Consider the following 25,923-nt stretch of genomic DNA (forward strand, 5'->3'; position numbering starts at 1 on the left):
GAATAGGCGTTGCGCTTCAGTTCCCGGCTGATGGTGGCGGGCGAGCGTTGCAATTGCCGTGCAATCGCACGTACGCCGTGGTTCTGCTGCTTCAGGCTGGCGATGGTGGTGCGGTCTTCAGGCTGGAGCTGGCGGTACTGCGAAGGGAAGGAGTGCATCTGCTGACCTTACAGGTTGGCAGGTGTTGCACTTCACTTTTGAATCCGCCCCGATTGACTGTCCCGCGATCCTTGTTTGAAGGTGATATGCCGACTCGTATCTCGACAATGTCAAGCGGCTGTATGTCCATTGGAGAATGGTACATAGGCATATTGACGGTTTGGAAGCTCTGCCGTACCTCCGCAGCAATATATGCGACCAACAACCATGCTTCCGTCGCGAATATTGCTGTCGGGTATCCCTGTATTTATTAATTCTTCGTAAAATATCTTGCCTTGCAGCAAGTCTTCCCTGCTTGCGATATCCATGACCTGGATAAACTTTAGTGAACCGGGTGGCGTATCAGAAGAGTAGGATTTCATCGCGGTTGAGATGCAGCCAGAAATTAATAGTGCTGAGGAGATACTCAACAACCACCGGCTAAAGCCGGTGGGTTGAGATCCAGGCACTGAAAGTGCATCGCCCACGCGTCGACTTCACGACGCGTCAAGACCAGGCGGCTCTGCCCTAAAGTTGTCATTGGGGTTCGGCTCAAAGTGGCGCTCCAGATACTGCTTGATCATCTCTTCCGTCATCTGCCCCACCGTCGCGCAGAAATACCCACGGGCCCACAGGTGACGCCCCCAGAACCTCTTCTTCAGGTGCGGGTACTCCTCAAACAGCTTACTCGCCGAGCGCCCCTTGAGCCGCCTCATGATCTCACTGGGTGCCAGCTCCGGCGGCGCACTCACCAGTATGTGAATGTGATCCCCGCTCACCACCCCTTTGACTATCCTTATCTCGAATGCCTCGCACGTCTGCCTGACCAGCTCTCTTACCCTGAGCGCCACCTCTCCCGTCAGCACCTTGTATCGATACTTCGTCACCCATACAAAGTGGTACTCGATCTGGTAGACCGTGTGGCTGCCGTATCTGTAGTCCATACCTTCGCTCCATCTGCTCATATCTTGCAGCTAAAGCTCACCGGCTCAAAGCCGGTGGTTTGAACCTTGTGATGGAAAATCAAAAATAAGAATTTTTTCATGATTTATTTCCAAAAAAATGCTACTTTGAAATGGCTGGCGATGAAAATTTACGGACTATCGCGCGAGGCGGCCACCGGGAAAATGAAGCGGGTGTTCGACAGATCTGCTTGAACGAAGGCTTAGGCAGCGCCGTGGCTGGCTGGATTTGGTATTTTTTCCCATAATTGGGTCCAATTCGCTAGTTGGGCTTGCGGAATCCAATTTCTTTTCCAGCATGCAGTCGCTCCATTGGCTCGGCTAGTCTTTGGTGCAGGTGAAGTCAGTCCCGGTGTGCTCGTGTATTTCAATTTTTGCGATTTCACGAACGACAAGAATTGGAAAGAAGCCCCGCCCGAATGGTGCGGGGTCAAGGTCAAAGCGGATAAAGGTATCGCTGCCCTCAACCACCTCTATGTCGAGCTTGTCCTTGTCATAGGCGAGCTTGACTTCGTGCTTTCCGGGGGCGACGTCAATCGTGTAGGCAGTGTCGGGGCGAAGTGCCTCGTAAAGCCTGTTGTCTACGACGATGTCGGGGGGCAATCCCATTCGTTTCGGTGCCGTTCGATAAATCCAAATCCTACCCTTGCCTGCCGCCATTTTGGGGGCGCACCAAAATGAAGGGGCGCGATCGACTGCTGAGTGTATCGACGACGCCTGATCGGTGGCACATGCGGAGAGGAACAGTGGAAACAACAGGGGCAAGTAGGGTGGATATCGTTTGAGCATATGACCTTCTGTTGTGAAGTCCTGCTGAAGATATTTTGCTGCGATTACGTTATAGCTTGCTCGCAGCTAGTCGGCGATCATTTGATTGCGATCAATCGCTATGGAACTGTTTCCAACTCGATCCGACTGGTACTAGGATACCGAGATGTTCCATTGAATCTCCGGTGCCGCAGGCGGTGGCCCCTTGCCGGGAAGGCAGCGCTGGTGGGGCATACCTACGAATCGGGCATGAGGGTGTCTCTGGTGCCCCTGGTGGCACGCGGGGAAGGCGTTGCTGCCAGTTCGCTGAATAACGGCTTTGAGGTTTTTATCCGGAAGGCCGCTGTGGGTCGGAAGCAATCGCAGAGAAATTAAGAGTTGTCTGACTGCAATTGGGTTTTCTCAAGAGTGCTGAGAGGTCTTGCCATTAACATAATGGAAAAAGGGCGCTGTAACTTCAAGCTACAACGCCCTTTTGGCAGAAGGTTTACGGGTAAATCCGTTTTACCCGTTTTTCTGCAACATCTTGATCACGCTCGAAAAGTCCTCCCCGCCATGCCCTGCAATGCTGTGCGCGGCGTAAATCGCGCGGGCCATGCCGCCCAGCGGGGTGCTGGCTTTCACGGCGGTGGCGTTTTCCTGGGACAGGCCCAAATCCTTGAGCATCAAATCCGTGCCGAAGCCGCCGGTGTAGCCCTTGCTGGCGGGGGCGTTTTCGTGCACGCCGGGGTAGGGGTTGTACTTTTCCAGTGCCCAGTTGCCGCCCGAACTGCGGCGCATGATTTCTGACAGCACCTTGGGGTCCAGGCCGTTGGCCACGCCCAGGGCAATGGCCTCGCTGGTGCCGACCATGAGGATGCCCAGCAGCATGTTGTTGCAGATCTTGGCGGTCTGGCCTGCGCCCACGGCGCCGGCGTGGAAGATGTTGGCGCCCATTTTTTCGAGCAGGGGGCGGGCGCGCTCCAGGGCGGCTGCCGTGCCGCCGACCATGAAGGTGAGCGTGCCGGCGATGGCGCCGCCGGTGCCGCCCGAGACGGGGGCGTCGATGAAGTCGATGCCTTCAGCCTCAGCGGCCTTGGCCACTTTCTGGCTGGTGGCGGCGGCGATGGTTGAGCTGTCGATCACCAGCGCCCCCTTGGCGATGTGGGCCAGCAGGCCGGGCTGGCCGTTGCTGCCCAGGAACAGCGCTTCCACATGCTGGCTGGCGGGCAGCATGGTGATGATGGCCTCGGCCCCCTGCGCGGCGGCGGTGGCGCTGGCGGCAATGGCCACGCCGTCGGCGGCCAGTTTGTCGCAGGCGGGCTTGGAAAGGTCGAACGCCTGGACGGTGTGGCCGGCCTTGTGCAGGTTCAGGGCCATGGGGCCGCCCATGTTGCCTAGGCCAATGAATGCGATTTTCATGCGGTTGTCTCCTGGTGGTGATGTGGGTGAGGGATGGATATTGGTATCAATTGGATAGCTTCTGGCGCTTGTTGCATAAGCGCTATCGGCCAAAAAGGCTTGAAATCAGGGTGTGTCGTCGTCAAAAATGCTGTGCCGCTTGCTCTTGGAGATGGATGGCGCTGCGGGCGGGGGGTTGGCTGCTGCCCGCTTGCGCGGTGGCGTGGCCTTGGCCTGCGGGTTGTAGGCCAGGGCTTCGTGCAGCCAGAAATTCCACTGCGCACGCGTGGCGTAGCCGTTGGGCTCCACCCAGAAGTAGCCCTGCATCTTGCCCTCGGGCGATAGCTCGCGTGTGTTCTGCATTTCCTGAAACTCCGCGTGCCGCCCCGGCGGCAGGCGCACCAGCAGTTCTTCGCCCTTGACGGCTATGCACAGCTTGCCGTCCACAAAGAAGGCATGGCTGCCAAACAGCCGGCGCTCGTCCACATCGCTGCGCTGCGCCAGCGCGGTGCGCACGGCGTCGATCAGGTGCAGGGTTTCGTCGCGGAGGGGGCGGGCCGGCATGGTTTGGGTCAAATGGGCTGCTAGCGCTTGTGTATAAAGCGCTGGAAGCTATAAAAAACCTAGCGAATCACCTCCGTGGCGTCGCCGTCCAGCATGCGCCTGGCAATGATCACGCGCATGATTTCGTTCGTGCCTTCCAGGATCTGATGCACGCGCGCGTCGCGCAGCAGGCGCTCCAGCGGGTATTCGCGGATGTAGCCGTAGCCGCCATGCAGTTGCAGGGCTTCGTTGACCACGTTGAAGCCCGCGTCGGTGGCAAAGCGCTTGGCCATGGCGCAGTAGGTGGAGGCGTCGCGGGCTCCTGCGTCGAGCTTGGCTGCAGCCAGGCGCACCATCTGGCGCGCGGCGACGAGTTCGGTGGCCATGTCGGCCAGCTTGAACTGCAGGGCCTGGAAGCTGGCGATGGGTTTGCCGAACTGCTTGCGGTCGTGCAGGTATTGCTGGGCGGCGTTCAGTGCGCCCTGGGCCGCGCCCACCGAGCAGGTGGCGATGTTGATGCGGCCGCCGTCCAGGCCTTTCATGGCGATCTTGAAGCCTTCGCCCTCGCGGCCGAGCAGGTGGTCGGCAGGGATGCGCACGTTGTCGAAGCTGATGGTGCGCGTGGGCTGGCTGTTCCAGCCCATCTTGTGTTCCTTCTTGCCGTAGGTGATGCCGGGGGCATCGGCGGGCACCACAAAGGCACTGATGCCGCCCGCGCCCGAGGCCGCGTCTCCGGTGCGGGCCATCAGCACCAGCACGTCGGTGGCGCCCGCGCCGCTGATGAAGGCCTTGCTGCCGTTGATGACGTATTCATGGCCGACCAACTCAGCGCGCGTCTTGAGCGAGGCGGCGTCAGAGCCTGCGCCGGGCTCGGTCAGGCAGTAGCTGGCCAGCTTTTCGCCGGTGGTGAGCAGCGGCCCCCAGTGCTCGCGCACGGCGGGCGTGGCCCAGGTGCCCAGCATCCAGGTGGCCATGTTGTGGATGGTGATGAAGGCGGTGGTGCTGGGGTCGATGGCAGCCATTTCCTCGAACACCAGCGTGGCATCGAGGCGGGGCAGGGCCAGGCCGCCAGCGTTCTCGGGCGCATACAGGCCGCAAAAGCCCAGTTCGCCGGCCTTGGCAATCGCCTCGCGCGGGAAGATGCCTTCGGCGTCCCACTGCGCCGCATGGGGCGCCAATTGGCCTTCAGCAAATTCGCGGGCGGTCTGGGCAAAGGCGCGCTGTTCTTCGGTGAGTTCAAAGTCCATGGGGAAGTCTCGCAGGGTCTTGCGACTGAATGGGGATCGGTAAGGGCTTTGCGGGCGTGTCGGCGCTCAGCCAGCGCATGAGGCCCCGGCGGCGCTGCTGCGTCTCGCGCGTCAGGCACTCATGGAAAAGTCGGGGGCCGTCGGGCTGCTGCTCGGTGGCGCGCGTGGCCTGTTTGCAGCGGGTGGTGCGCTCGCGCAGCCAGGCGCTGTGCTCCTGGCGCAGCTGCGGGCGCAGCTGCGGGCGTTCGTGGGCGGCCAGGGCGCGCATCACGTCGGCATACAGCACGGCGATGGTGGTGTCTGCGGTCTGGAAGTCCTGCACCGCGCAGGCATTGACCTCGGCCACGCTGCCGCCGGGGCGGCAGGTGGCGCCCGCCTGTGCCCATGCACCGCCTGCCTGCAGCGCCAGCAGGGCGGTGGTGCAGAACGCGACAACAGGCTGGCAGCCCGCCATTACTTCAGGCTGATGGTGGTGTTCACACCGTGCGACGTGGTGCTGTCATCGAACCAGCGGGCCGTCACGGTCTTGGTCTGCGTGTAGAACATGATGACCTGCTTGCCATAGGGGCCCAGGTCGCCCAGCTTGGAGGCGCGCGAACCCGTGAACGAGAACAGTGGCACCGGCACAGGAATTGGCACGTTGATGCCGACCTGGCCCACGTCGATTTCTTCCTGGAACTTGCGGGCCGCGGCGCCGCTTTGCGTGAAGATGGCCGTGCCGTTGCCGTTGGGGTTGGCGTTGATGAACTCGATGGCTTCGTCGATGTCGGCGGCGGGGACCAGGGCCAGCACGGGGCCAAAGATTTCCTGGTCGTAGATGGCCATGCCGGGCTTGACGTTCGAGAAGATCGTCGGGCCCACGAAGTTGCCCTTTTCATAGCCTGGCACCACGGGCTTGCGGCCGTCGAGTTCCAGCGTGGCGCCGTCGGCAATGCCGCGCTCGATCAGGCCTTCCACGCGGGCCAGGGCTGCGCAGGAGACCAGCGGGCCCACATCGGTGCCCTTTTCGGTGCCGCCATTGACCTTGAGCGTCTTGGCCTTGGCCACCAGCTCGGGAATCCACTTTTGCGCCTCGCCCACCAGCACCACCACGGGCAGGGCCATGCAGCGCTGGCCAGCGGCGCCAAACGAGGCACCGGCGATGGCGTTGAGCGTTTGCTCCTTGTTCGCGTCGGGCAGGATGATGGCGTGGTTCTTGGCGCCCATCATGCATTGCGCGCGCTTGCCGGCCAGGGTGGCGCGGTTGTACACATGGGTGCCCACCTTGGTGGAGCCCACGAACGACACGGCCTTGATGTCCTTGTGGTCGCAGATGGCGTTGACCGCGCGCTCGCCCCCGTGGATCACGTTCAGCACGCCGGGCGGAATGCCGGCCTCCAGCGCCAGCTCCACCAGGCGCATGGTGACCATGGGGTCTTGCTCGGAGGGCTTGAGCACGAAGGTGTTGCCCGTGGCAATGGCCATGGGGAACATCCACAGCGGAATCATGGCCGGGAAGTTGAACGGGGTGATGCCGGCGCACACGCCCAGCGGCTGCAGCAGGGTGTAGGTGTCCACGCCGCCGGCCACGTTGTTGGCCAGCTCGCCGAGCTGCAGGTTGCCGATGCTGGCGGCATGCTCCACCACCTCCAGGCCACGGAACACATCGCCTTCGGCGTCGGGCAGGGTCTTGCCCTGTTCGGCCGTCAGCAGGGCTGCCAGCTCGCCCATGTTTTCACGGATGAGCTGCTGGTACTTGAGGAAGATGCGGGCGCGCGCGCCAATGGCGGTTTTCTTCCAGGTCTTGAAGGCTTCCTTGGCGGCGGCCACGGCGGCTTCGATTTCTTCATCGGTGGCGAAAGGCACGCGGGCCAGCACTTCTTGCGTGGCGGGGTTCACCACGTCGCGCCACTCGGTGGTCTTGGATTCGACAAACTGGCCGCCGATCAGCAGCTTGACGGTGGGGGCCAGTGCGGCCACGTTGGTGGGTGCGTTCATGGGGTTGTCTCCTGGAAAAAAGCGGGCAGGGGTGCGGGCAAAGCGCCCAAAACCACGCCATGTTAGTTGTGCGAAATTGCTAGCGCAATAGAGAAAATTGCACTTTGTTTTTGCATATTTGCACATCGACGCCATGCATGCGCAGCCCCCCATGGCGAAGCGCCCGCCTGCGGCCTCGCCCGTGTGACCGGTGCAAGGGCGAAGGCGGGCGTGAAGGGCCTCAAGCGGGTAACCCGGCGCGGCCGGGGCTCGGGGCCGGGGCCGTCAGTCCAGGCTGATGTTGGCCTTCTGGATCAGCAGCTTGTACTGCTCGGACTTGACCCCGGCCTGGCGCTGGATTTCCTCTACCGACCACGACAGGGGCTCGAACGCAAAGGTGTTGAATTTCTCGCGCACCTCGGGCTCTTGCAGCACTTTCAGGACATCGGCATGGATCTGGGCGCGCACGGGGGCAGGCACGCCCTTGACGGCCAGCAGGGACACGAACGAGTTCACATCCAACTGCGCGGGGCCTCCGGCCTCGGCCAGGGTGGGCACGTCGGGCAACTGGGCAATGCGGCGGGGGCCAGCCACGGCCAGGTAGCGGATCTTGCCCGCCTTGTAGATGCCCTGGCTGGACGGAATGCTGGCCAGGCTCCAGGCCGGGTCGCCATTGGCGACCGAGGTGAACAGCTGGCTGACCTCGCGGAACGGCACATGGGTCATCTGTGTGCCTGCCACCAGGTCCAGCCACTCGCCGCCCAGATGGCCCGGGCTGCCTACGCCCCACGAGCCGTAGCTCACTGCGCCGGTGCCCTTCTTGGCCGCCGCAATCAGGTCGCCCACATTCTTCCAAGGCGACTGCGTGGGCACGGCGACCAGAAACGGCGTGCGAAACAGCGGCGCGACCGGGTCGAAGACCTGCAGCGTCTGGAAGTTGCGTTGCTTGTACAGGTGGGGCAGGGCGGACAGGTGCTCGCTGTCCAGTTGCAGCAGGGTGTGGCCGTCGGGGGCGCCACGGCGCGCGGCTTCGATGGCGATGAAGCCGCCGCCGCCGGGGCGGTTGTCCACGGTCACGCTCTGCTTCCAGGCCACCGACAGCTTGTTGGCCACCAGGCGCAGCACCGCATCGGGGCCGCTGCCCACGGCAAAGGCAGTGACCACGGTGACCGGCTTGCTGGGAAAGGTGGGCGTGCCGCCCTGGGCCCAGGCCAGGCCGGTGGCGCTGGCGCCGCCCAGCAATAACGCTGCAGTGGTGAGTGCGCGGCGGCGCAGGCCGCGCAGCGGGGCCGGGGCGGAATGGAAGGCTGGCATGGTTTGTCTCCTGGGAACGGTTATGAGTACTGGCACTGCGGGCCCCGGCTTTGTTGCAGGGCGGAGCGGTAAGGGGAGGCACGCGCGCGACCGCGCACCGGCCGCTGGCGCGTGGGGCCGGCGTTGTCTTTCCAACAATCTTCAAAGCCCTGCGGGCTCAGGCATCCGGTTGGGCCGCAGGAGCTGCTCGGGCAAAGGCCGGTAGCTCGGCGCAGGCGGCATCCACCGCGCTGATGAGCGGCCAGGCGGTCATGTCCAGGCCAAAGCGGCGGGCGCTTTCGACCTGCGGGATCAGGTACACATCGGCCAGGGTGGGAGCACCGCCAAAGCAGTAGCTGCCGCGCGCGTTGTCCTTGGCCAGCAGGGCTTCGATGGCGTCGAAGCCAGCGGTGATCCAGGTGGCGCACCAGGCGTTGATGGCGGCCTCATCCGCGCCGAACTGCTTGCGCAGGGTTTGCAGGATGCGGCGGTTGTTGATGGGGTGCACGTCGCAGCCCACGATGGCGGCCAGTGCACGCACATGGGCGCGGGCCAGTGGATCAGCGGGCAGCAGCGCGGGGGTGGGATAGCGCTCCTCCAGCCATTCGATGATGGCAGGCGACTGGATCAGCACCTCGCCGCTGTCGATCTCCAGCGCGGGCACCAGGCCCTGCGGGTTGATGGCCTTGAACGGCGCCTGGGCCTGCTCGTCCACGCGCAGGTCCACCGGCACGTAGTCGGGTGTGAGGCCCTTGAGGTTGAGCGCGATGCGCAGGCGGTGCGAGGTGCCGCTGCGAAAAAAACTGTAGAGCTTCATGGGGCGGTCCTCGGCTTACTCGGGCTGGCCCACGGTCAGCGCGATCTCGCCCACACCTTCCACGCGGCCGGTGATCCGGTCGCCCGGCACCACCGCACCCACGCCTTCGGGCGTGCCGGTGTAGATCAGGTCGCCGGGCTGCAGGTGGTAGAACAGCGAGAGGTCGGCAATGATCTCGCGGATGTTCCAGATCAGCTTGTCCACGTTGGACTGCTGCTTGACCGCGCCGTTGACCGAAAGCTCGATCACGCCGGAATCGATCACCTTGCCGGGCATGGGCACGACCTCGCTCGCAACGGAGGATTGCTCCACGTCCTTGCCCAGGTCCCAGGGGCGGCCCTTGTCGCGCGCCACCAGTTGCAGGTCGCGGCGGGTCATGTCGAGGCCACAGGCGTAACCGTAGATGTATTCATGCGCCTGCTCGGCCGGGATGCGGAACCCGGCCTTGCCAATCGCCACGACCAGTTCCATCTCGAAGTGGTAGTTTTGGGTTTCCGGTGGGTAGGCAACCGTGGCGCCCGATTCGGTGAGCGTCTGGGGGGCCTTGGTGAAGTAGAAGGGGCGCTCGACGCTTTTGTCCACGGGGCGGCCCATTTCGACGGCATGCGCGTGGTAGTTGCGGCCCACGAAAAACAGGCGGTGGATGGGCAGGCGCTGCGCGCTGCCACGCACGGGCAGGGATTGAACGGGGGAGGGGGGCCAGAGATAGGGGGTAGCGGTCATCGGGGCTTCCAGTCAGGGATAAAGGGCGCAGGGCCTGTCCGCGCGGGCAGGCGGGTGCTGCGAAGAAAAGGGCTTGGGGGTTATCAGGCGGGTTCCACCTGTTCGCGCCAGGCATGCACGGCTTCAAAAATGGGCGTGTCGCTGAAGCGGAACAGGTCCAGCGAGGGCTGGCCGGCATCGCACTGGGCGGTGAACGGTTGCCAGGACGGCACCACGAACATGTCGCCACGGCGCACCGGCCATTGGTGGTCGCCCACCTTCACGCTGCCTTGGCCGTCAAACACCTGGAACACCGAGGAGCCCACCTCGCGGCGCGTGCGGGTGGTGGCGCCGCTGCGCAGGCGGTGCATCTCGCAGCGGATGGTGGGCAGCACGTCGCGGCCATTGGTGGGGTTGGTGTAGCGCACGGCGGCGTGGCCGGGGCTCAGCGTGGCGGCGTGGTCTTCGGCTTCCAGGGCCAGTTGTTCGTTGAGCGCCTTGTCGGTGTCCACCCAGCGGTAGGCCAGCATCGGCGTGACGGCCTGGTCCTGCAGTTGCGAGACCGGGCGCAGGCCCGGATGCGCCCACAGGCGTTCGGAACGCGAAAACTCGGGCGAAATGCGTTCGGCCGGGCTGATGGCATCGCGGCCCACCTCGAAGAACTGGGACTCGGTGTAGTAGGCGAACGGAATGTCCAGCCCGTCGATCCAGGCCATGGGCTTGTCGGCCGCGTTGTGGTGGGCGTGCCAGTTCCAGCCGCCCTGGGGCAGGAAGTCGCCGCGTGACATGCGCACCGAATCGCCATTGACCACGGTCCAGACGCCTTCGCCCTCCACGATGAAACGGAAGGCGTGTTGGGTATGGCGGTGCTCGGGTGCGTCCTCGCCGGGCATCAGGTACTGGATGGCGGCCCACAGGGTGGGCGTGGCAAAGGGCCTACCGCCGAGGGACGGGTTGGCCAGGGCGATGGCCCGGCGCTCGCCGCCCCGACCCACCGGCACGATGCGGCCGGCCTCATCGGCCAGCGCTACCAGCCGGTCCCAGTGCCACAGGTGGGCACTGGCCTTGCTCTGCGGATGGGGGGGCATCAGGTCGCCGATCTGCGTCCACAGCGGCACGAGCATCTCCCGTTCAAATCCGCGGTACAGCTGCTCCAGCGCGGGTGTGGGCTCGGGCTGGCCATGGGCCGCCACGGCGGGCAGGCGAACGGGCGAAGGTACGGTATCGATCAGGCTCATGGGGGAATCTTTCGGTCAATGAAGGTGGAACGAACGGGCCGATGGCAGGCTCAGTCGGCCAGACAGTTGTCCACCTTCCAGCCATACAGCCATTCCATGGCGTCATAAAAGCGCTCGGGGCTGCGGTTCTTCCAGAGGTCGTTGCGTACCAGGCGCTCCACGCCCTTGGCGTGGAAGATGCGGCCCATTTCGCGGGCCGAGAGCACCACACGTGCCGTGCGCGCGATGCGGGAGCGCTCATACAGCGACAGCGCCTTGGGGAAATCCTGGTCGCAGCGCTTCAGGGCTTCGCCCAGCGTCACCGCGTCTTCCAGCGCCATGCAGGCGCCCTGTGCCAGGTACTGCAGCGTGGGGTGGGCGGCATCGCCCAGCAAGGTGGCGCGGCCAAAGGTCCACTGGCCGATGGGCTCGCGGTCGGCGGTGGCCCAGCGTTTCCAGCTCTTGGGCATGTCGATCAGCTGGTGGGCGCGCGGGCAGCAATCGCGGTAGTAGCTCTGCACCTCCTCGCGGCTGCCCTCGCGCACGCCCCATTCCTCGTGCTCGCGGCTGTGGAAGGTCACGACCACGTTGTACTGCTCGCCGCCGCGCAGCGGGTAGTGCACCAGGTGGTAGTTGGGGCCGACCCAGATGCTGGCGGCGTTCCAGCGCAGGTCTTCGGGGAAGTCGTTCTTCTCGACCACGGCGCGGTACACCACATGGCCCGACACGCGGGCGGCGTCGCCCACATATTGCTGCCGCACGGCGGATTTGACACCGTCCGCACCGATCAGGGCCTGGCCCCGGTGCGCCACGCCATGCTGGTCATACACCGTGACGGTATCTCCGGTTTGCTCCACGCGCTCGATGCGGGTGCCGGTCAGCGTCTCGATGTTGCCATGCGCTTTGGCGCCTTCCAGCAGCGAGGTGTGGATGTCCGCGCGGTGGATCACCGCATACGGATTGCCAAAGCGCTGGCGAAAGGCGTCGCCGGTGGGGATGCGGCCCACCAGGCGCTCGTCCAGCGCGTCGTGCATGACCATTTCATCGGTGTAGACCGCGCGGGCCCGCGCCAGCTCGCCAATGCCCAGGGCATCAAACGCCGCAAAGGCGTTGGGGCCCAACTGGATGCCTGCGCCGATCTCGCCGAGCTGGGGGGCCTGCTCCAGCACCTTGACCGCGTACCCCTGGCGCGCCAGAGCCAGTGCTGCCGCCACGCCACCGATGCCGCCGCCGGCGACCAGGACTGGTGCCGTGGGAATGTTCAAAACTGTCATTGCCGCTGTCTCCGTCGGTTGTGATGCTGATGTGGATCAATAAACAGTGTGCATATGAAAAGTACACTGATGATTAGTGTAGGTCCTAAAATGATGTGAATCAAGATTAGTGGAAACCCTTAATTTTTCATGTCCGTAGAGATCGACAACCTTCCCGGTTTCCATATCCGCCGTCTGCAGCAGATCGCCGTGGCGGTATTTCTGGAGGAGACGCAGGCCAGTGGAATCACACCCGTGCAATTCGCCGCGCTGTATGCCGTGGGGCGTGAGCCGGGCATTGACCAGCGCACGCTGGCGCGCACCATCGGCTTTGACACCTCCACCATTGGCAGCGTGATCGACCGCCTGGAGTCGCGGGGCCTGATGCAGCGCAACGCCCACCCCGAGGACCGGCGCGTACGCCTGCTGACCATCACGCCCGACGGCCAGCGTTTGCTGGAGGAGGTGGAGCCCGGCATGCTGCGCGCACAAGAGCGCATGCTCGAACCCCTGGCGCCGGAGCAGCGTGCGGTGTTCATGGACATGCTGCGCACGCTGGTGCGGGGCAACAACGCGCTCAGCCGTGCGCCCAGCGAACCCTTGGACGAGCGCACCCCACGGCGTGCCCGGTGACGCCATGGACTGGGACAACCTGCGCTACTTTCTGGAACTGGCCCGCGCCGGCACGCTGGTGGGCGCCGCGCGCCGCCTGGCGGTGGACCACACCACGGTGGCGCGCCGCCTGCAGGCGCTCGAAAAACAGGTGGGCTCGGCCCTGTTTGCGCGCGAGGCCGGCGGCCACCGGCTGACCGAGGCCGGGCGCGCGCTGCTGCCCCAGGTCGAGGCCATGGAGGCGGCCTTTCTGGCGGTGGAAAACGCCGCGCCCGGCGTGCGCCAGGGCCTGCACGGCCTGGTGCGCATCGGCACCACCGAGGGCTTTGGCAACCTGATCCTGGCGCCGCAGCTGGCGCGCTTTGCGCTGAGCCATCCGGGGCTGGTGGTGGACCTGCTGGCCCTGCCGCGCCTGGTGCACCTGTCGCGGCGCGAGGCCGACATCGTGATCTCGCTGGAGCGCCCGGCACGCGGCGCGGTGCTGGTGGTCAAGCTCACCGACTATGTGCTGCAGCTCTATGGCGCGACCAGCTACCTGCAGCGGCACGCGCCCATCCACACCGCTGACGACCTGCGCGGCCACACCTTCATCAGCTACGTGGACGACCTGCTGTTCAGCAAGGAGCTGCAGATCCTGGACGAACTGCACCGCCCCGCGCACTTTGCGCTGCGCAGCACCAGCATCCTGGCACAGTACGAGGCCGCACGTGCCGGGGCGGGGCTGGCGGTGCTGCCGGCGTTTGTGGCGGCGCAAGACCCTGCGCTGGTGCCGGTGCTGCCCGGTGTGGCGCGGTTCCAGCGCACGTTCTGGATGTCCATGCCCGCCGACAACAAGCATGTGGCGCGCATCCAGGCCACCTGGGCGTTTTTGCGCGAGGCGGTGGCGGCGCAGCAGGGCCTGCTTTTGCCGGGAATGAATGCTATTTAATTAATAGCTCGCAGCGCTTGATGCACGCACAATCAAGGCCTTTTGGCTGAAACTGACTATGGCAACAGGCATTCAATGCGCGCCACCCGCATCCACCGCGGTTCCCGCCGCTACGCGGGCGGGGCGCCTGGTCAGCCAGATCAATCCGATCAGCAGCAGGAACAGGCCGGCCGATCCCAGAAAGATGTCGTCGGCGGCGCGCGTGAAGGCCTGCTGGTCGATCAGCCGGTTGATCTGCGCCAGCGCCTGCATCTGCGTGAGGCCCGATGCCATGAGCTGGTCCAGTGTGGCGGCAAACACGCCCTGGCCCTGTACCAGCCCCTCGGTCAGGTGCGCGTGGTGCATGGCGGCGCGGCTTTCCCACAGCGTGGTGGCAATCGAGGTGCCCATGGCCCCGGCGGTGATGCGCACGAAGTTGGACAGGCCCGCGGCAGCCGGAATGCGCTCTGGCGCAATGCCCGACAGCGTGAGCGTGGTGAGCGGAATGAAGAAGAACGCCATGGCCGCGCCCTGCAGCAGCGTGGGGATGAGGATGTGCACAAAGTCGGTCTGCACCGTGAACTGCGAGCGCAGCCACAGCACCATGCTGAACACCATGAACGCCCCTGTGGCCATGCGGCGCGGGTCCCACTGGCCCACCTTCTTGCCCACCAGCGGTGTGAGCAGGATGGCGAAAACACCCACCGGCGCCAGCGCCATGCCGGCCGAGGTGGCGGTGTAGCCCATCCACTGCTGCAGCCACAGCGGCAGCAGCACCACGTTGCCGAAGAACAGCGCGTAGGCCACCGACAGGGCCAGCACGCCGAAGGTGAAGTTGCGGCCCTTGAAGAGCTTGAGGTCCACCACCGGGTGCTTGTCGGTCAGCTCCCACACCAGAAACACGGCAAACGCCACCATGGCCACCACGGCCATCAGGATGATTTCGCTGGAGGCAAACCAGTCCAGCTCCTTGCCCTTGTCGAGCATGAGCTGCAGCGCCCCCACCCACAGCACCAGCAGCGACAGGCCCACGGTGTCGATGGGCAGCTTGCGCGTGGGCGTTTCGCGCTTCTGGTAGATGCCCCAGGTCAGGGCGGCGGCCAGCAGGCCCACGGGCACGTTGATGTAGAAGATCCACGGCCACGAGATGTTGTCGGTGATCCAGCCGCCCAGCAGCGGCCCCACCACGGGGGCGACCAGCGTGGTCACGCCCCACAGGGCCAGGGCGGTGCCCGCCAGCGCGCGCGGGTAGCTGGCCAGCAGCAGGGTTTGCGACAGCGGAATCATGGGCCCGGCCACCAGGCCTTGCAGCACGCGGAACACCACCAGCATTTCGAGCGACGAGGCAAAGCCGCACAGCCACGAGGTCAGCACAAACAGCAGCACGCTCATGGTGAAAAGGCGCACGGCGCCAAAGCGCTGCGTGAGCCAGCCGGTCAGCGGCACCGAGATGGCGTTGGCCACGCCAAAGCTGGTGATGACCCAGGTGCCCTGGCCGGGGCTCACGCCCAGGTCACCGGCGATGGCGGGGATGGAGACGTTGGCGATGGACGAGTCCAGCACGTTCATGAACGTGGCCAGCGACAGCGACAGCGTGCCCAGCAGCAGGGCGGTGCCTTGCAGCGGCGGGTGCGCTGCGGGCGCAGCCGGGGTGGCAGGCGCAGGCGGCTGGGCCGGACCGGCGGTGGGATTGGCGGCAGTCATGCAGGCCTTGGCTTACTGCACGGTGGCGGCACGCAGGGGCGCGGCGGCCAGCGTGGCAGCGGTGGGCGCGGTGGACTTGCGTGCGGTGGGCGCAGGGCCTGCCTGCGCCTTGCGGCCCAGGTTGGCGGCGATGATGCGTGCCACATCGGCATCCGCGGCCTGGAGCTGTTCGTCAAACACCGTGGTGGCGGCCACGGGCGCGGTGCGCTGGGTGTCGGCCAGGGCCTTGCCGCTCTGGTCGGCCGTGTCCACTTTCACCTCCATCGACAGGCCCACGCGCAGTGCGTGCTCGGCCACTTCCCTGGGGTCCAGCGCAATGCGCACGGGCACCCGCTGCACCACCTTGATCCAGTTGCCGGTGGCGTTCTGTGCCGGCAGCAGCGCAAAGGCCGAGCCCGTGCCTGCGCCCAGGCCGGCAATGCTGCCATGGTAGGTGACCCTGGTGCCGTACACATCGGCCACCAGCTCGGCCGGCTGGCCGATGCGCAGGTTCTTGAGCTGGCTTTCCTTGAAATTGGCATCCACCCACAGGTCGTTCAGCGCCACCAAGGTCATCAGCGGAGCGCCGGCCTGCACGCGCTGGCCCACCTGCACGCCGCGCTTGGCCACATGGCCGTCGAGCGGGGCCACCAGCTGGGCGCGCTGCACGGCCAGATAGGCCTCGCGCACGCGGGCCGCGGCGCGCAGCACGTTGGGGTGCTGCTCGATCGTGGTGCCTTCGGTCTGCGTCTGGCTGGCAGCCAGTTGCTCTTGCGCCGCCAGCACGGCCGACTGGGCCGCGGCCACGGTGCTTTTGGCGGCGGTGAGCTGGGCGCTGGCGTGCTGGAATTCTTCCTTGCCCACGGCGCCGCTGGCCATCAGCGGGGCGCGGCGGTTCACGTCGTCCTGCAGGCGGGTGGCATCGGCCTGGGCGCGCGCCAGGTCCGCCTGGCGCAGGCTCACCTGGGCCTGGAGGGTGGAATTGTTGGCATACAGCGTGCGCACCTCGCGCACGGTTTGCGCCAGCTGGGCCTCGGCCTGGTCCAGCGCCACGCGGGCATCTGCCGGGTCGAGCTGGACCAGCAGCTGGCCAGCGCGCACATAGTCGGTGTCGTCCGCACCAATCGACACCACCGTGCCGCCCACCTGGGGCGTGATCTGGACCACGTTGCCGGCCACGTAGGCGTTGTCGGTGGTCTCTGCGTGGCGTGCGTTGAACCAGTGCCAGCCGCCCCAGCCCAGCGCCGCAATGGCCACCGCGGCGGCAATCACGGTCAGGCCACGGCGGCGGGCGGTGCTGGCTTCGTGGGAGGTAAGGGGGGCGCTCATGGCGGTGATCTTTCAGGACTGTGTTGTTGTGTGGTTTTTGATGGGGCCGGTCATTGCCTGCTACGTACGCCATTGGCGCGGCCCAGGCCAGTGCACCCGTGGAACTGGCTTTGCCAGGCCGCTGGGTGCGTTCCCCTCCCGAGAAGCGAGAGAGGGGGAAGACGCGAAGCGGCTCAGGGGGTGTCTCATAGTGCCGTGTCGTCGGTCCAGCCGCCGCCCAGGGCCTTCATCAGCACCAGGCGCGTATCGAGCTGGCGGGCGCGCAGGTCCACGGCCAGGCGGCGTTGGGCCAGCACCTGGCTTTCGGTGCTGAGCACCACCAGGTAGTTGCCCAGGCCTGCGCGGTAGCGCTCTTGCGCAAAGCGGTAGGCCTTCTCGGCGCTGACCATGGCGTCGCCCTGCAGCGTTTGCTGGCGGGTCAGCGACTGAATGGAGGCCATGGCGTCGCCCGCTTCCTTGACCGCATCGAGCACGGCGCCGTTGTATTGGGCGATGGCGGCATCCAGCTCGGCCTGGCGGCCACCGAGCTGGGCGCGCAGGCGGCCGCCATCAAAAATCGGCAGGCGCAGGGCGGGTGTCACGCCCATCTGGCGCGAGCCGGCGCTGAAAAGCTGGTCGAGCCCCAGCGCGTTCAGGCCGATGAAAGCGCCAATGTTGATGTTGGGATAGAACTCGCTGCGCGCACTGTTCACGCCCTGGGTGGCCACTTCCACGCGCCAGCGGGCCGCCACCACGTCGGGGCGGCGGCCCAGCAGGTCGGCGCCCAGCACCTCGGGCACGGCGATGGGTTGCAGCGCAGTGAGCCGGGGAGCGAGGGTGGGCAGCGCACCGGGCGCCTGGCCGGTGAGCACGGCCAACTGGCGGCGGGCCAGGATGATCTGTTCATCCAGCGCCTCGATCTGCGTGCGCGCGTCGGGCACGGCGGCCTGGGCCTGGGTGAGTTCGACCTGGCTGTCCAGGCCGGCGGCGGTGCGCTCTTGCGTCAGCTTGCGTTGCTCCTCGCGCTGTTCCAGCGCCCGCGCAGCCACGTCGCGCTGCGCCACCAGCCGGGCCAGCGCCACATAGCTGCGGCCTACCTGGGTGGCCAGGGTGTTGGCGGCGGCGGCGGCATCGGCCTGGGCGGCGCGGGCCTGGCCCAGCGCGGCCTGCAGTTCGGCCGCGTGCTGGCCAAAAAAGTCGGGCGACCAGCTCAGCGATGCCTGCACCGTGCCACTGTTGTAGGTGTTGCCGGCAATGGGGGCGGGCACCAGGCCGTTGGCGGAATAGCGCTGGCGCGTGGCGTCCACGCCCAGGGTGGCCTGCGGGCCATTGGCGGCCTCGCGCACCTGGCTCAGGGCCACGGCCTGCTCCAGCCGGGCGCGGCTGACGGCCAGGCTGGGGCTGCCTTGCAGGGCCTGGTCAACCAAGGTGTCGAGCTGTTCATCCCCCAGTGCCGTCCACCATCGCGCCGGGGCTGCCGTCTGCGTTGCCGGGGGCGAGTCGGACAGGCCCAGCGCAGCGGGCGTGGTCTGGGTCAGCGGTGTATGCAATGCGCCCGGGCTGGCACATCCGGTGATGAAAAGCGCACAGGCCAGCGCAATGGCCAGGGGGGCGGGGTGGCCTGGCGCGCCAGCCCATCGCGAAAAGACAGAACGGTGCATGGAGGGTGCGTTCGAAGAGTGTGGAGGACTTGGCTTAGCCGGCCGCCGTGTCGGGCGGTGGGATCTGCTGCCGCAGTGCATCGCCATTGGCCAGCATGCGGCGCAGCATATTCAGCAGCAACTGCCATTCATCATGGGTGAAGCCGACCAGGTGGCCGTTGAGCACATCGGCCAGCACGCGCGGCACCTTGGCGGCCACCACCTGGCCTTCATCGGTGAGCGTGAGGTGCACCACGCGGCGGTCGGCGGTGGAGCGCTCGCGCCGCACCAGCCCCTTGGCTTCCAGCCGGTCCAGCGTGCGCGTCATGGAGGCCGGGTCGGTCTCCAGATCACGCGCCATGCTGGCCAGCGTGGCGTTTTCGCAGAGCCTCATCTTGTACAGCGGCAGCCACTGTGCATAGGTCAGGTCGTGGCAGGCGAGCTGGCCATCTGCTTGCGTGCGGATGGACGATGTCACCTTGCGCATCAGGTAGCCCACGCTGTCGGCGGGCTGCATGTGGTCGGGTTGGTAGAAGCCCTGGAGGCCAAGCTTATCGGGCAAATCAGACATGCCGTGAATGTAATTGACTAGACAATCATTGTCTTGGCAATTATTAAATTCAGATATCCCGTCAGGGTTATTACGCAGCCTGCGACTTGGCTCAGGGGAGGGGATGGCGGTCGTGGTCCGCGCAGCCAGACCGCCGAACCAGCGACGCCGTATGGGCGATGGCGGCGTGAAACCTCTGGCCTACCCCAGCAGCGCCACCACCACGGTCAGAACTCCCAGCACCAGGTTGACGCCCACCCAGGTGCGGATGCCGGCCAGCGCCTTGCCGCCGGCGGGCCAGTCGGACGCTGCCACGGCGCGCTGCAGGCGCTTGAACAGGATGAGCCGGATGTGGCCGAAGATGGCCACCATCACCAGCCCGAGCGTGGCCATCACCGTCCAGGCCATGGGCATGGCAAAGCGGCCATCCGATTGCGCGGCCTCGCGCGCCGACTGGCCGATCATCCACAAGCCGCTGGCCAGCACCAGCACCACGGCCACCAGCACGGCGGCAAAAAAGCGCTGCAGCACCTGGTGCATGAGCTGCACGCGCGCGGCAGGCTCCAGCGCCTGGGCTGCGGGGCGCAGGAAAAAATGGGCAAAGACCATGCCGCCGATCCAGACGATGATGGACAGGAGGTGGATCAGTTTCAGGCTGGCGTAAAGCATGGTGCGGGGCTCTTGAAGTGTGGAAGAAAAAGGCTGCAGGGACTGCGGGCGCGCGGCGGTGGGATGCCCTTGTGTCTTGTACGAATGGGGTTCCCGCGGTGTCAGTGCGGTGCGCCTGGCCGCGGCAGGAACTGCAGTGCCATGCCGGTAGCGCCGGCCACGCACACCTGGTTGCCGCCGCTGTTCTTGGACCGGTACATCGCTGCATCGGCATGGCTGAGCAGCAGGCTTTCTTCGCTGCCATGGTCCGGGTGCATGGCAACGCCGATGCTGGGCCGCATCGTCACCTGGTGCCCGTGCAGATCAAAGGGCTGGATGAAGGTGGCCAGTATTTTTTCTGCCACCGCTGCGGCATGCTCGGCCGAGTCGCTGCTTTCGAGCAGCACGACAAACTCGTCGCCGCCCAGGCGCGCCACGGTGTCCGAGGCGCGCACGCATTCCAGCAGCCGCTGGGCCACGCGCTGCAGCAGCAAATCCCCCATCGAGTGGCCCAGGCTGTCGTTCACCTGCTTGAAGCGGTCCAGGTCAATGAACAGCAGCGACAGCAGCGTCTGCTCGCGCTGGGCCCGGGGCAGCGCGGTTTTCAGGCGATCCAGAAACAGCTGCCGGTTGGGCAGATGGGTGAGCTGGTCGTACTGCGCCATGTGCTGCAGCCGCTTGCGCATCTGCGTGCGCTCAATGGCGGACGCCACCTGGGTGGAGACGAATTGCAGCAGTTCCTTGTCCCGCTCGGAGTAACGCGCCTCCTCGGAATAGCCCTGCAGCACCAGCGCCCCCAGCACGCCCGCCGGTGTTTGCAATGGCACACCCAGCCAGTACAGCGGCCTGGGAGCGGATGCCATGGGCGGCGCCGTGGGTGGGAGGCTGTCGGGGGTTAGCAGCAGGGTCTGCCCCTTGCGGATGACGTGGGAGCACAGTGCGTCGGCATCCAGCGGGCTCGGCGTGGGGGCCGGGTGGCGCTCATCGACATGGTAGGGAAAGCTGATCGTGTCGGGCAGGCGGTCGTGCAGCGCGACGGAAAAATTGGAGGCGGGCAGCAGCGTGCCGATGATGTGGTGGATTTTTGCAAACAGCGTATCCAGGTCTTCTGCGCCCTGTGCCGCCTCGGATATGGAATAGATGGCGGCCTGCAGCGATTCGGTGTGCTTGCGCTCGGTGATGTCGTGCGCCACCGCCAGCCGGACCTGCTGGTCTTCTACCCAGCGCGCTGTCCAGCGGATATGGGCGATGTGCCCGTCCTTGCGCACATAACGGTTCTCGAAATGCAGCTGCAGAGTCCCCGCCATGATGTTTTGTGCGGCGCGCAGGGTGCGCTCGCGGTCTTCGCTGTACACCATTTCAATCATGGGTCGCCCCACCGCCTCTTCGGGTGTATAGCCAAAAATGCGCTCGAACGAGGGGCTGACATACACAAAGCGGCCCTGTGCATCGACGATGCAGACAGCGTCGAGCAGCAGGTCGACCATGTTCGGGGGGATCAGGGCCGTCATCGCAGCAGAAGGAAAATCCGGCAGGCCGGTGTGAACGCGGGCATAGGGCGCTTGGCGGAGCGGGTGATGGTCCATTGTGCCTTTGGAATGGGTCGGCGGGGCATATCCAGCAGGCTGAGCCAACAGCGCTGCGTGTCGCTTCCCACAGCGTCCAGGGGCCGGCCCTGAATTGCCGCTATTCTCTGGGGCTCCATCCCTGGCGTTCCTTCGCGGTCCGTTTTGAATATTCCCCATTGCCGATGACATTCATGCCACACCTCACCCGCCACCGGCACTGGCTGCTGGGCGCGGCGGTGGCTGTGCTGGGACTGGTGACGACCTTCTGGCTGGCGCAGCAACAGGCGCGGTCGGTGGCCACGATTTCCGAAGCCCGCTTCCTGTATGAAGTGCGGGAGTTTTCCAGTGCGCTGACGCAGCGCATGGCGGCGAACACCGAAATCGTCAACGGTCTGCGCGGACTGTTCATGGTCAACCCGCTGCTCAGCCATGCAGAGTTCGAGCGCGTCACCCGCGAACTGGATGTGAGTCAGCGTTACCCTGGGGTACGCAATCTGACCTTTATGCGCTACGTCACAGCCGCCCAGCGCCCTGCATTCGAAGCCCGCGTGCGCTCCGATACTTCGGTGCGGCCGCAGGGGCTGGCCGACTTTGCCATCCACCCCGCGGGCGAGCGCCCCGAGTATTTTGTGCTGGAGTATGTGTGGCCCGAGGAAGATGGCAAGGGTCTGCTGGGTATGGACATCAGTGCCCAGCCCGCCAACCTGGCGGCCATGCGCTACAGCCGCGAAACCGGCAACACGGTGATCTCGGCGCCGTTCGATCTGCCGCAGGAGCAGGAGCATCGCACTGCCGTGGTCCTGCGGGTGCCGGTCTTTGGCCCCGCGGGGCCGGGCGAGAAACCGGTTTTTCTGGGTGCTGTGGCGTCCACCATCCGCCTCCACGACCTGGTGGGCGGATTGCGCACGCTGGGCTACCTGCAAGGCATTGCCGTCTCGATCACCGATCGTGGCCCGGTGCATGCCGGTGCGGCGAATGCCCAGGGCGAGAAGGAGCTTCCCCTGCTGGCACTGACGGATGCTGCGCCGGCCTCGGTGCAGCTGCATACGGTGGATATGCAGGTGCACGATCGCCGCTGGCGCCTGGGTTTTGTGCCGACCCAGGACTTTCTCTCACCGTCCGAGCGGCGTCTGCCGCTGCTGGCCGGTCTGGCGGGGACGCTGGTTTCCGTGCTGCTGGCAGCGCTGGTGGCATTGCTGGGCCGGCAGCGCACGCTGGCCCTGGCGCGGGCGCGGGTGTCGGACGACGCCCGGCGCCAGAGCGAAGAGCGCTTTCGCGCCGTATTCAGGCAGGCGGCCGTGGGCATGGCGCAGGTCGATACGCAGACCGGGCAGTTCGTTCGCGTCAACCAGAAATACGGCGATATCCTGGGTTACTCGGTGGAGCAGATGGTCCGGATGGATTTTCAGACCATCAGCCACCCCGCCGAGCTGGCCGAGGATCTGGCCCTGCTGGAGCGCCTGAAAGCGGGCGAGATCTCCGAATACCACATGGAAACGCGCTATTTCCACCGCGACGGCCACGCCGTGTGGGTGGACCTGACGGTGTCGCCCATGTGGGCTCCCGGGGCGCAGCCTGGCTTTCACATTGCCGTGGTGCAGGACATCACCGCGCGCAAGCAGATGGAAGAGCACCTGCGCAAAAGCGAGTTGCGCCTGCGCAGCATCCTGCAGCGGCTGCCCGTGGGCGTGTGCCTGGTGCAGCAGGACGGGCGCATGGTGTTTCGCAACGATCAGTTCGTGCAGATCTGCGGCTACACCGAGGACGACGTGCCCACGGGCCAGGACTGGTGGCCCGCGGTGTACCCCGACGGGCAATCCCGCGAGCGCGCCCGCGCCGAATGGACTGCGGCGCGCACCCAGGCGATTGCCGGCGACGGCACCATTGCCGCCGGTGAGTACACCATCCATTGCAAGGATGGCCAGCAGCGCACCGTGGAAATTGCCGGTGCCATGGTGGACGGTGGCCACCTGTTCACCCTGGTGGATCTCAGCCAGCGCAAGGCCGACGAAGAGGAAATCCGCTACCTCGCTTTTTACGATCCGCTCACGCGCCTGCCCAATCGCCGCCTGCTCAGGGATCGGCTGCAGCAGGCGCTGGCGGCCAGCGCCAGGCACCGGCGCAGTGGTGCCCTGCTGCTGCTGGACCTGGACAATTTCAAGACCCTCAACGAAACCCAGGGCCACGAGCGCGGCGACATGCTGCTGCAGCAGGTGGCCCAGCGGCTGCTCGGCTGCGTGCACGAGGACGATACGGTGGCGCGCCAGGGCGGCGATGAATTCGTGGTGGTGCTGGAAGACCTGGGCAGCAACCCCGAAGAGGCGGCGGCGCGCAGCGAAGAAACGGGCCAGAAAATTCTGGCGGCGCTGCGCGCGCCCTACCCGTTGCACGGTGAGGTCCACCATAGCTCGCTGAGCATGGGAATCACCATTTTCAGCGGCATGCGCGAAACCGTGTACGAGTTGCTCAAGCGGGCGGACCTGGCCATGTACCAGGCCAAATCGGCGGGTCGCGACACCCTGCGGTTCTACGACCCGCAGATGCAGGCCGCCGTGAGCGCAAGGGCGGCCATGGAGCAGGACCTGCGTGCCGGTCTGGCCCAGGGCCAGTTCGAGCTGTATTACCAGGCGCAGACCGAGCAGGGCCGCATCACCGGTGCCGAGGCGCTGCTGCGCTGGCGCCACCCGCAGGGCGGTTTCATCTCGCCCGCCCAGTTCATTCCGCTGGCCGAGGAGTCGGGCCTGATCCTGCCGCTGGGCGAATGGGTGCTCAAGACCGCCTGCGAGCGGCTGGCATTGTGGGCGGCGCAACCGGGTCTGGCTCCGCTGTCTCTGGCCGTCAATGTAAGCCCACGGCAGTTCCATCAGGCCGATTTCGTGCCGCAGGTGCTGGCGGCGCTGGCCGGCACGGGCGCCGAGGGGCATCTCCTCAAGCTGGAGCTGACCGAAGGCCTGCTGCTCGACGATGTGGAAGACACCATCGAGAAAATGGGCCAGCTCAGGGCCTATGGCGTGGGTTTTTCGCTGGACGACTTTGGCACCGGCTATTCGTCGCTGGCTTACCTCAAGCGTCTGCCGCTCGACCAGCTCAAGATCGACCAGAGCTTTGTGCGCGACGTGCTCACCGACCCCAACGACGCGGCCATCGCCCGCACCGTGGTGGCGCTGGCCACCAGCCTGGGCCTGCGCGTGATCGCCGAGGGCGTGGAGACCGAAGCGCAGCGCGAGTTCCTGGCCCGCAACCATTGCCACGCCTGGCAGGGCTTTTTGCTGAGTCCACCACTGCCCGCGGCCGAGTTCGAGGCGCTGGTGCTGCACACCAATGGCCCGGACCTGCCGCAGACGTAGGCGAAGCAGCATCCGTTGCTCCGCTCTCATCCTGCTTTCATCAGAATTGATGGCTGTCAGCGCTTTCTCTATAAGAGCCTGTTCACGATCTCCCAGGGGTCGCGCAGCGGTCTTTGCGGGATGGGATGCAAGGCGCGGTGTGCAGTGGATAGCCCGGCTATCCACAAGCGCCGCAACGCCGCAGACCGCCCGCAAAGACCACTGCCCGATGGGTTGGAGCGAAATCGGGCGACAAGGCCGCCCCGGCTGCTTGCATGGGCACGAGCCCATGCGGCGCACCCGAAGCATCCACTCATCCCGATTGCGCTCCAACGCGATCCCCTGCGAGATCGTGATCAGGCTCTAAGCGCCAGGACCGAATTGGCGCTTTAAAAACAGGACCGGTTTGCTCGTGAGTCCGCCCTGACAGGGTATGGAGAACCGGTCATTGGCCCGCGGGCAGGAAGCGCCCATGAAAAAAGCGCTCGGTGAGCGCTTTTTTACGGGAGCAGGCAAGATATCCGGCCTATTCCCGGGCATCGCCGTGCGTTCAAGCCTTGCGGCGGCGGGCCAGTGCGGCGCCCAGCAGGCCCAAACCCATCAGTGCGATCGAGGCCGGCTCGGGAACTTGGGTGGGATCGCAATGGGCCGTACCCACGATGCAGCCGGCGAGTTCAATGGAGCTGCCCTGGGTTCCAGCGTCTTGAAACTTGGCGGCATAAGGGCTGGTGAATGAAACCCCATTCGTGAGGAAGTTTCCGGCGGTTCCCAGTGTCAGCGCAAAGATATCCTTCTGCCCCTCACCAACGCCCTGGTTACCACCGCCGGAACAGCTGCTGCCGTCCCAAATGCAAAGGTCTACGGTTTGAAAAGACGGGAAGTTGGTGTTGCGTGTGGCATCCCAACCTCCGTTGGCCGACGCGAAATTCAATGTGGGGCTGACGATGTCGATGCCAAACGACATCAGCCGGTTGGTCCCCGGACCGAAGGAGTTGTTCAAGACCTCCACGTCAAAGATTGCTTGCGCTGCTGTCAAAGAGTTGAGCGTGAATTTCACCGTTGCGGAAAGCGTGGCGCCATCTTGGGTCGCTGAATACAGAATCGAACCCGTATCGGCCACGCTGTCGAAGATCATGGCCGCAGCATGGCTGCTGCCCATTCCCATCAATCCCCCGCAAAGGGCAACGGTGTGAAGAAATTTCTGGAGTTTCATGGAGGACATCCTTTGGATTTGCTTGCAGTGACGCACCTCCAGAAAGCATGATGTGTGCCAGATTGAAAATAGACAACAAAATCAAACACTTGGTATCCCAATCTGACAAGTCATCGGATGAAGTGTAAAAAAAATCGACAAACAGGGGCTGGATAGCCCATGGGCCCATGGGCAGGCGCGCGGGGCTGCTCT

At 65.4% G+C, this 25,923-nt stretch carries 24 protein-coding genes; 3 read left to right on the plus strand and 21 right to left on the minus strand.

Features of this window, described 5'->3' with window-relative positions; all coding sequences use genetic code 11:
* From AC1RDS_RS16255 to AC1RDS_RS16320, 14 genes are all read right to left on the minus strand, one after another.
* Positions 1 to 158: helix-turn-helix domain-containing protein (locus tag AC1RDS_RS16255; protein WP_492227190.1), on the minus strand; the 158-nt coding region annotated here is incomplete at its 3' end.
* 111 nt (positions 159 to 269) lie between these two features.
* Positions 270 to 521, minus strand: coding sequence for a hypothetical protein (locus AC1RDS_RS16260; protein WP_287878980.1), 252 nt, complete (start codon positions 519 to 521; stop codon positions 270 to 272).
* A 114-nt stretch (positions 522 to 635) separates the two neighbouring features.
* Complete coding sequence (gene tnpA, locus AC1RDS_RS16265; RefSeq protein WP_348683236.1) at positions 636 to 1,082, minus strand: IS200/IS605 family transposase; 447 nt, start codon at positions 1,080 to 1,082, stop codon at positions 636 to 638.
* Between the two features lie 339 nt (positions 1,083 to 1,421).
* Positions 1,422 to 1,889, minus strand: a complete 468-nt coding sequence (locus AC1RDS_RS16270; protein WP_348683234.1) for a hypothetical protein — start codon at positions 1,887 to 1,889, stop codon at positions 1,422 to 1,424.
* 483 nt (positions 1,890 to 2,372) lie between these two features.
* Positions 2,373 to 3,269 carry a 3-hydroxyisobutyrate dehydrogenase gene (gene mmsB / locus AC1RDS_RS16275; RefSeq protein ID WP_348683232.1) on the minus strand — a complete coding sequence of 299 codons (897 nt, stop codon included), beginning with the start codon at positions 3,267 to 3,269 and terminating at the stop codon, positions 2,373 to 2,375.
* Positions 3,270 to 3,374: 105 nt separating this feature from the next.
* Entirely contained in the window at positions 3,375 to 3,812 is a 438-nt protein-coding gene (locus AC1RDS_RS16280) for a TfoX/Sxy family protein (protein WP_348683230.1), read from the minus strand.
* Between the two features lie 59 nt (positions 3,813 to 3,871).
* Entirely contained in the window at positions 3,872 to 5,038 is a 1,167-nt protein-coding gene (locus AC1RDS_RS16285; RefSeq protein ID WP_348683228.1) for an acyl-CoA dehydrogenase family protein, read from the minus strand.
* On the minus strand, positions 5,028 to 5,492 hold the full coding sequence (locus tag AC1RDS_RS16290; RefSeq protein ID WP_348683226.1) for a lysozyme inhibitor LprI family protein: 465 nt from the start codon (positions 5,490 to 5,492) through the stop codon (positions 5,028 to 5,030). Before AC1RDS_RS16290 ends, AC1RDS_RS16285 begins: the two co-directional genes overlap by 11 nt.
* A complete protein-coding gene (locus AC1RDS_RS16295) occupies positions 5,492 to 7,015 on the minus strand; it encodes a CoA-acylating methylmalonate-semialdehyde dehydrogenase (RefSeq protein ID WP_348683224.1) in 1,524 nt (507 codons plus the stop codon). Before AC1RDS_RS16295 ends, AC1RDS_RS16290 begins: the two co-directional genes overlap by 1 nt.
* Before the next feature lie 264 nt (positions 7,016 to 7,279).
* Entirely contained in the window at positions 7,280 to 8,308 is a 1,029-nt protein-coding gene (locus tag AC1RDS_RS16300; protein ID WP_348683222.1) for a Bug family tripartite tricarboxylate transporter substrate binding protein, read from the minus strand.
* A gap of 157 nt (positions 8,309 to 8,465) precedes the next feature.
* Positions 8,466 to 9,104 (minus strand): maleylacetoacetate isomerase, encoded by a 639-nt coding sequence (gene maiA, locus AC1RDS_RS16305; RefSeq protein ID WP_348683220.1) that lies wholly within the window; start codon positions 9,102 to 9,104, stop codon positions 8,466 to 8,468.
* A gap of 15 nt (positions 9,105 to 9,119) precedes the next feature.
* Positions 9,120 to 9,827 carry a fumarylacetoacetate hydrolase family protein gene (locus AC1RDS_RS16310; protein ID WP_348683218.1) on the minus strand — a complete coding sequence of 236 codons (708 nt, stop codon included), beginning with the start codon at positions 9,825 to 9,827 and terminating at the stop codon, positions 9,120 to 9,122.
* Positions 9,828 to 9,910: 83 nt separating this feature from the next.
* Positions 9,911 to 11,044, minus strand: a complete 1,134-nt coding sequence (locus AC1RDS_RS16315) for a cupin domain-containing protein (RefSeq protein ID WP_348683216.1) — start codon at positions 11,042 to 11,044, stop codon at positions 9,911 to 9,913.
* Between the two features lie 50 nt (positions 11,045 to 11,094).
* Positions 11,095 to 12,297, minus strand: coding sequence for a 3-hydroxybenzoate 6-monooxygenase (locus tag AC1RDS_RS16320; protein ID WP_348683214.1), 1,203 nt, complete (start codon positions 12,295 to 12,297; stop codon positions 11,095 to 11,097).
* 129 nt (positions 12,298 to 12,426) lie between these two features.
* Between AC1RDS_RS16320 and AC1RDS_RS16325 the strand changes: the two genes are divergently transcribed.
* Positions 12,427 to 12,909, plus strand: a complete 483-nt coding sequence (locus AC1RDS_RS16325) for a MarR family winged helix-turn-helix transcriptional regulator (protein ID WP_348683212.1) — start codon at positions 12,427 to 12,429, stop codon at positions 12,907 to 12,909.
* A gap of 4 nt (positions 12,910 to 12,913) precedes the next feature.
* Entirely contained in the window at positions 12,914 to 13,816 is a 903-nt protein-coding gene (locus tag AC1RDS_RS16330; protein ID WP_348683210.1) for a LysR family transcriptional regulator, read from the plus strand.
* A gap of 72 nt (positions 13,817 to 13,888) precedes the next feature.
* On the opposite strand, the gene AC1RDS_RS16335 is transcribed toward AC1RDS_RS16330, so the two are convergent.
* From AC1RDS_RS16335 to AC1RDS_RS16360, 6 genes are all read right to left on the minus strand, one after another.
* Entirely contained in the window at positions 13,889 to 15,499 is a 1,611-nt protein-coding gene (locus tag AC1RDS_RS16335) for a DHA2 family efflux MFS transporter permease subunit (RefSeq protein WP_348683208.1), read from the minus strand.
* A gap of 12 nt (positions 15,500 to 15,511) precedes the next feature.
* The gene (locus AC1RDS_RS16340; protein WP_348683206.1) at positions 15,512 to 16,807 is read right to left on the minus strand and encodes an HlyD family secretion protein; all 1,296 of its coding nucleotides are present in this window, start codon (positions 16,805 to 16,807) and stop codon (positions 15,512 to 15,514) included.
* A gap of 185 nt (positions 16,808 to 16,992) precedes the next feature.
* Positions 16,993 to 18,447, minus strand: coding sequence for an efflux transporter outer membrane subunit (locus tag AC1RDS_RS16345; RefSeq protein ID WP_348683204.1), 1,455 nt, complete (start codon positions 18,445 to 18,447; stop codon positions 16,993 to 16,995).
* A 34-nt stretch (positions 18,448 to 18,481) separates the two neighbouring features.
* Positions 18,482 to 18,997 carry a MarR family winged helix-turn-helix transcriptional regulator gene (locus AC1RDS_RS16350; RefSeq protein ID WP_092698452.1) on the minus strand — a complete coding sequence of 172 codons (516 nt, stop codon included), beginning with the start codon at positions 18,995 to 18,997 and terminating at the stop codon, positions 18,482 to 18,484.
* A 180-nt stretch (positions 18,998 to 19,177) separates the two neighbouring features.
* Entirely contained in the window at positions 19,178 to 19,645 is a 468-nt protein-coding gene (locus AC1RDS_RS16355) for a CopD family protein (protein WP_092698450.1), read from the minus strand.
* Positions 19,646 to 19,746: 101 nt separating this feature from the next.
* Positions 19,747 to 21,135, minus strand: a complete 1,389-nt coding sequence (locus tag AC1RDS_RS16360; protein WP_092698448.1) for a sensor domain-containing protein — start codon at positions 21,133 to 21,135, stop codon at positions 19,747 to 19,749.
* Positions 21,136 to 21,374: 239 nt separating this feature from the next.
* On the opposite strand from AC1RDS_RS16360, the gene AC1RDS_RS16365 reads away from it, so the two are divergent.
* Positions 21,375 to 24,539 carry a bifunctional diguanylate cyclase/phosphodiesterase gene (locus tag AC1RDS_RS16365; RefSeq protein ID WP_348683201.1) on the plus strand — a complete coding sequence of 1,055 codons (3,165 nt, stop codon included), beginning with the start codon at positions 21,375 to 21,377 and terminating at the stop codon, positions 24,537 to 24,539.
* A gap of 529 nt (positions 24,540 to 25,068) precedes the next feature.
* Here AC1RDS_RS16365 and AC1RDS_RS16370 read toward each other — a convergent pair.
* Positions 25,069 to 25,731 (minus strand): cistern family PEP-CTERM protein, encoded by a 663-nt coding sequence (locus tag AC1RDS_RS16370; protein ID WP_287880393.1) that lies wholly within the window; start codon positions 25,729 to 25,731, stop codon positions 25,069 to 25,071.
* Positions 25,732 to 25,923: the final 192 nt, after the last annotated feature.

This window comes from Acidovorax sp. GW823-FHT02H02 (assembly GCF_058797075.1).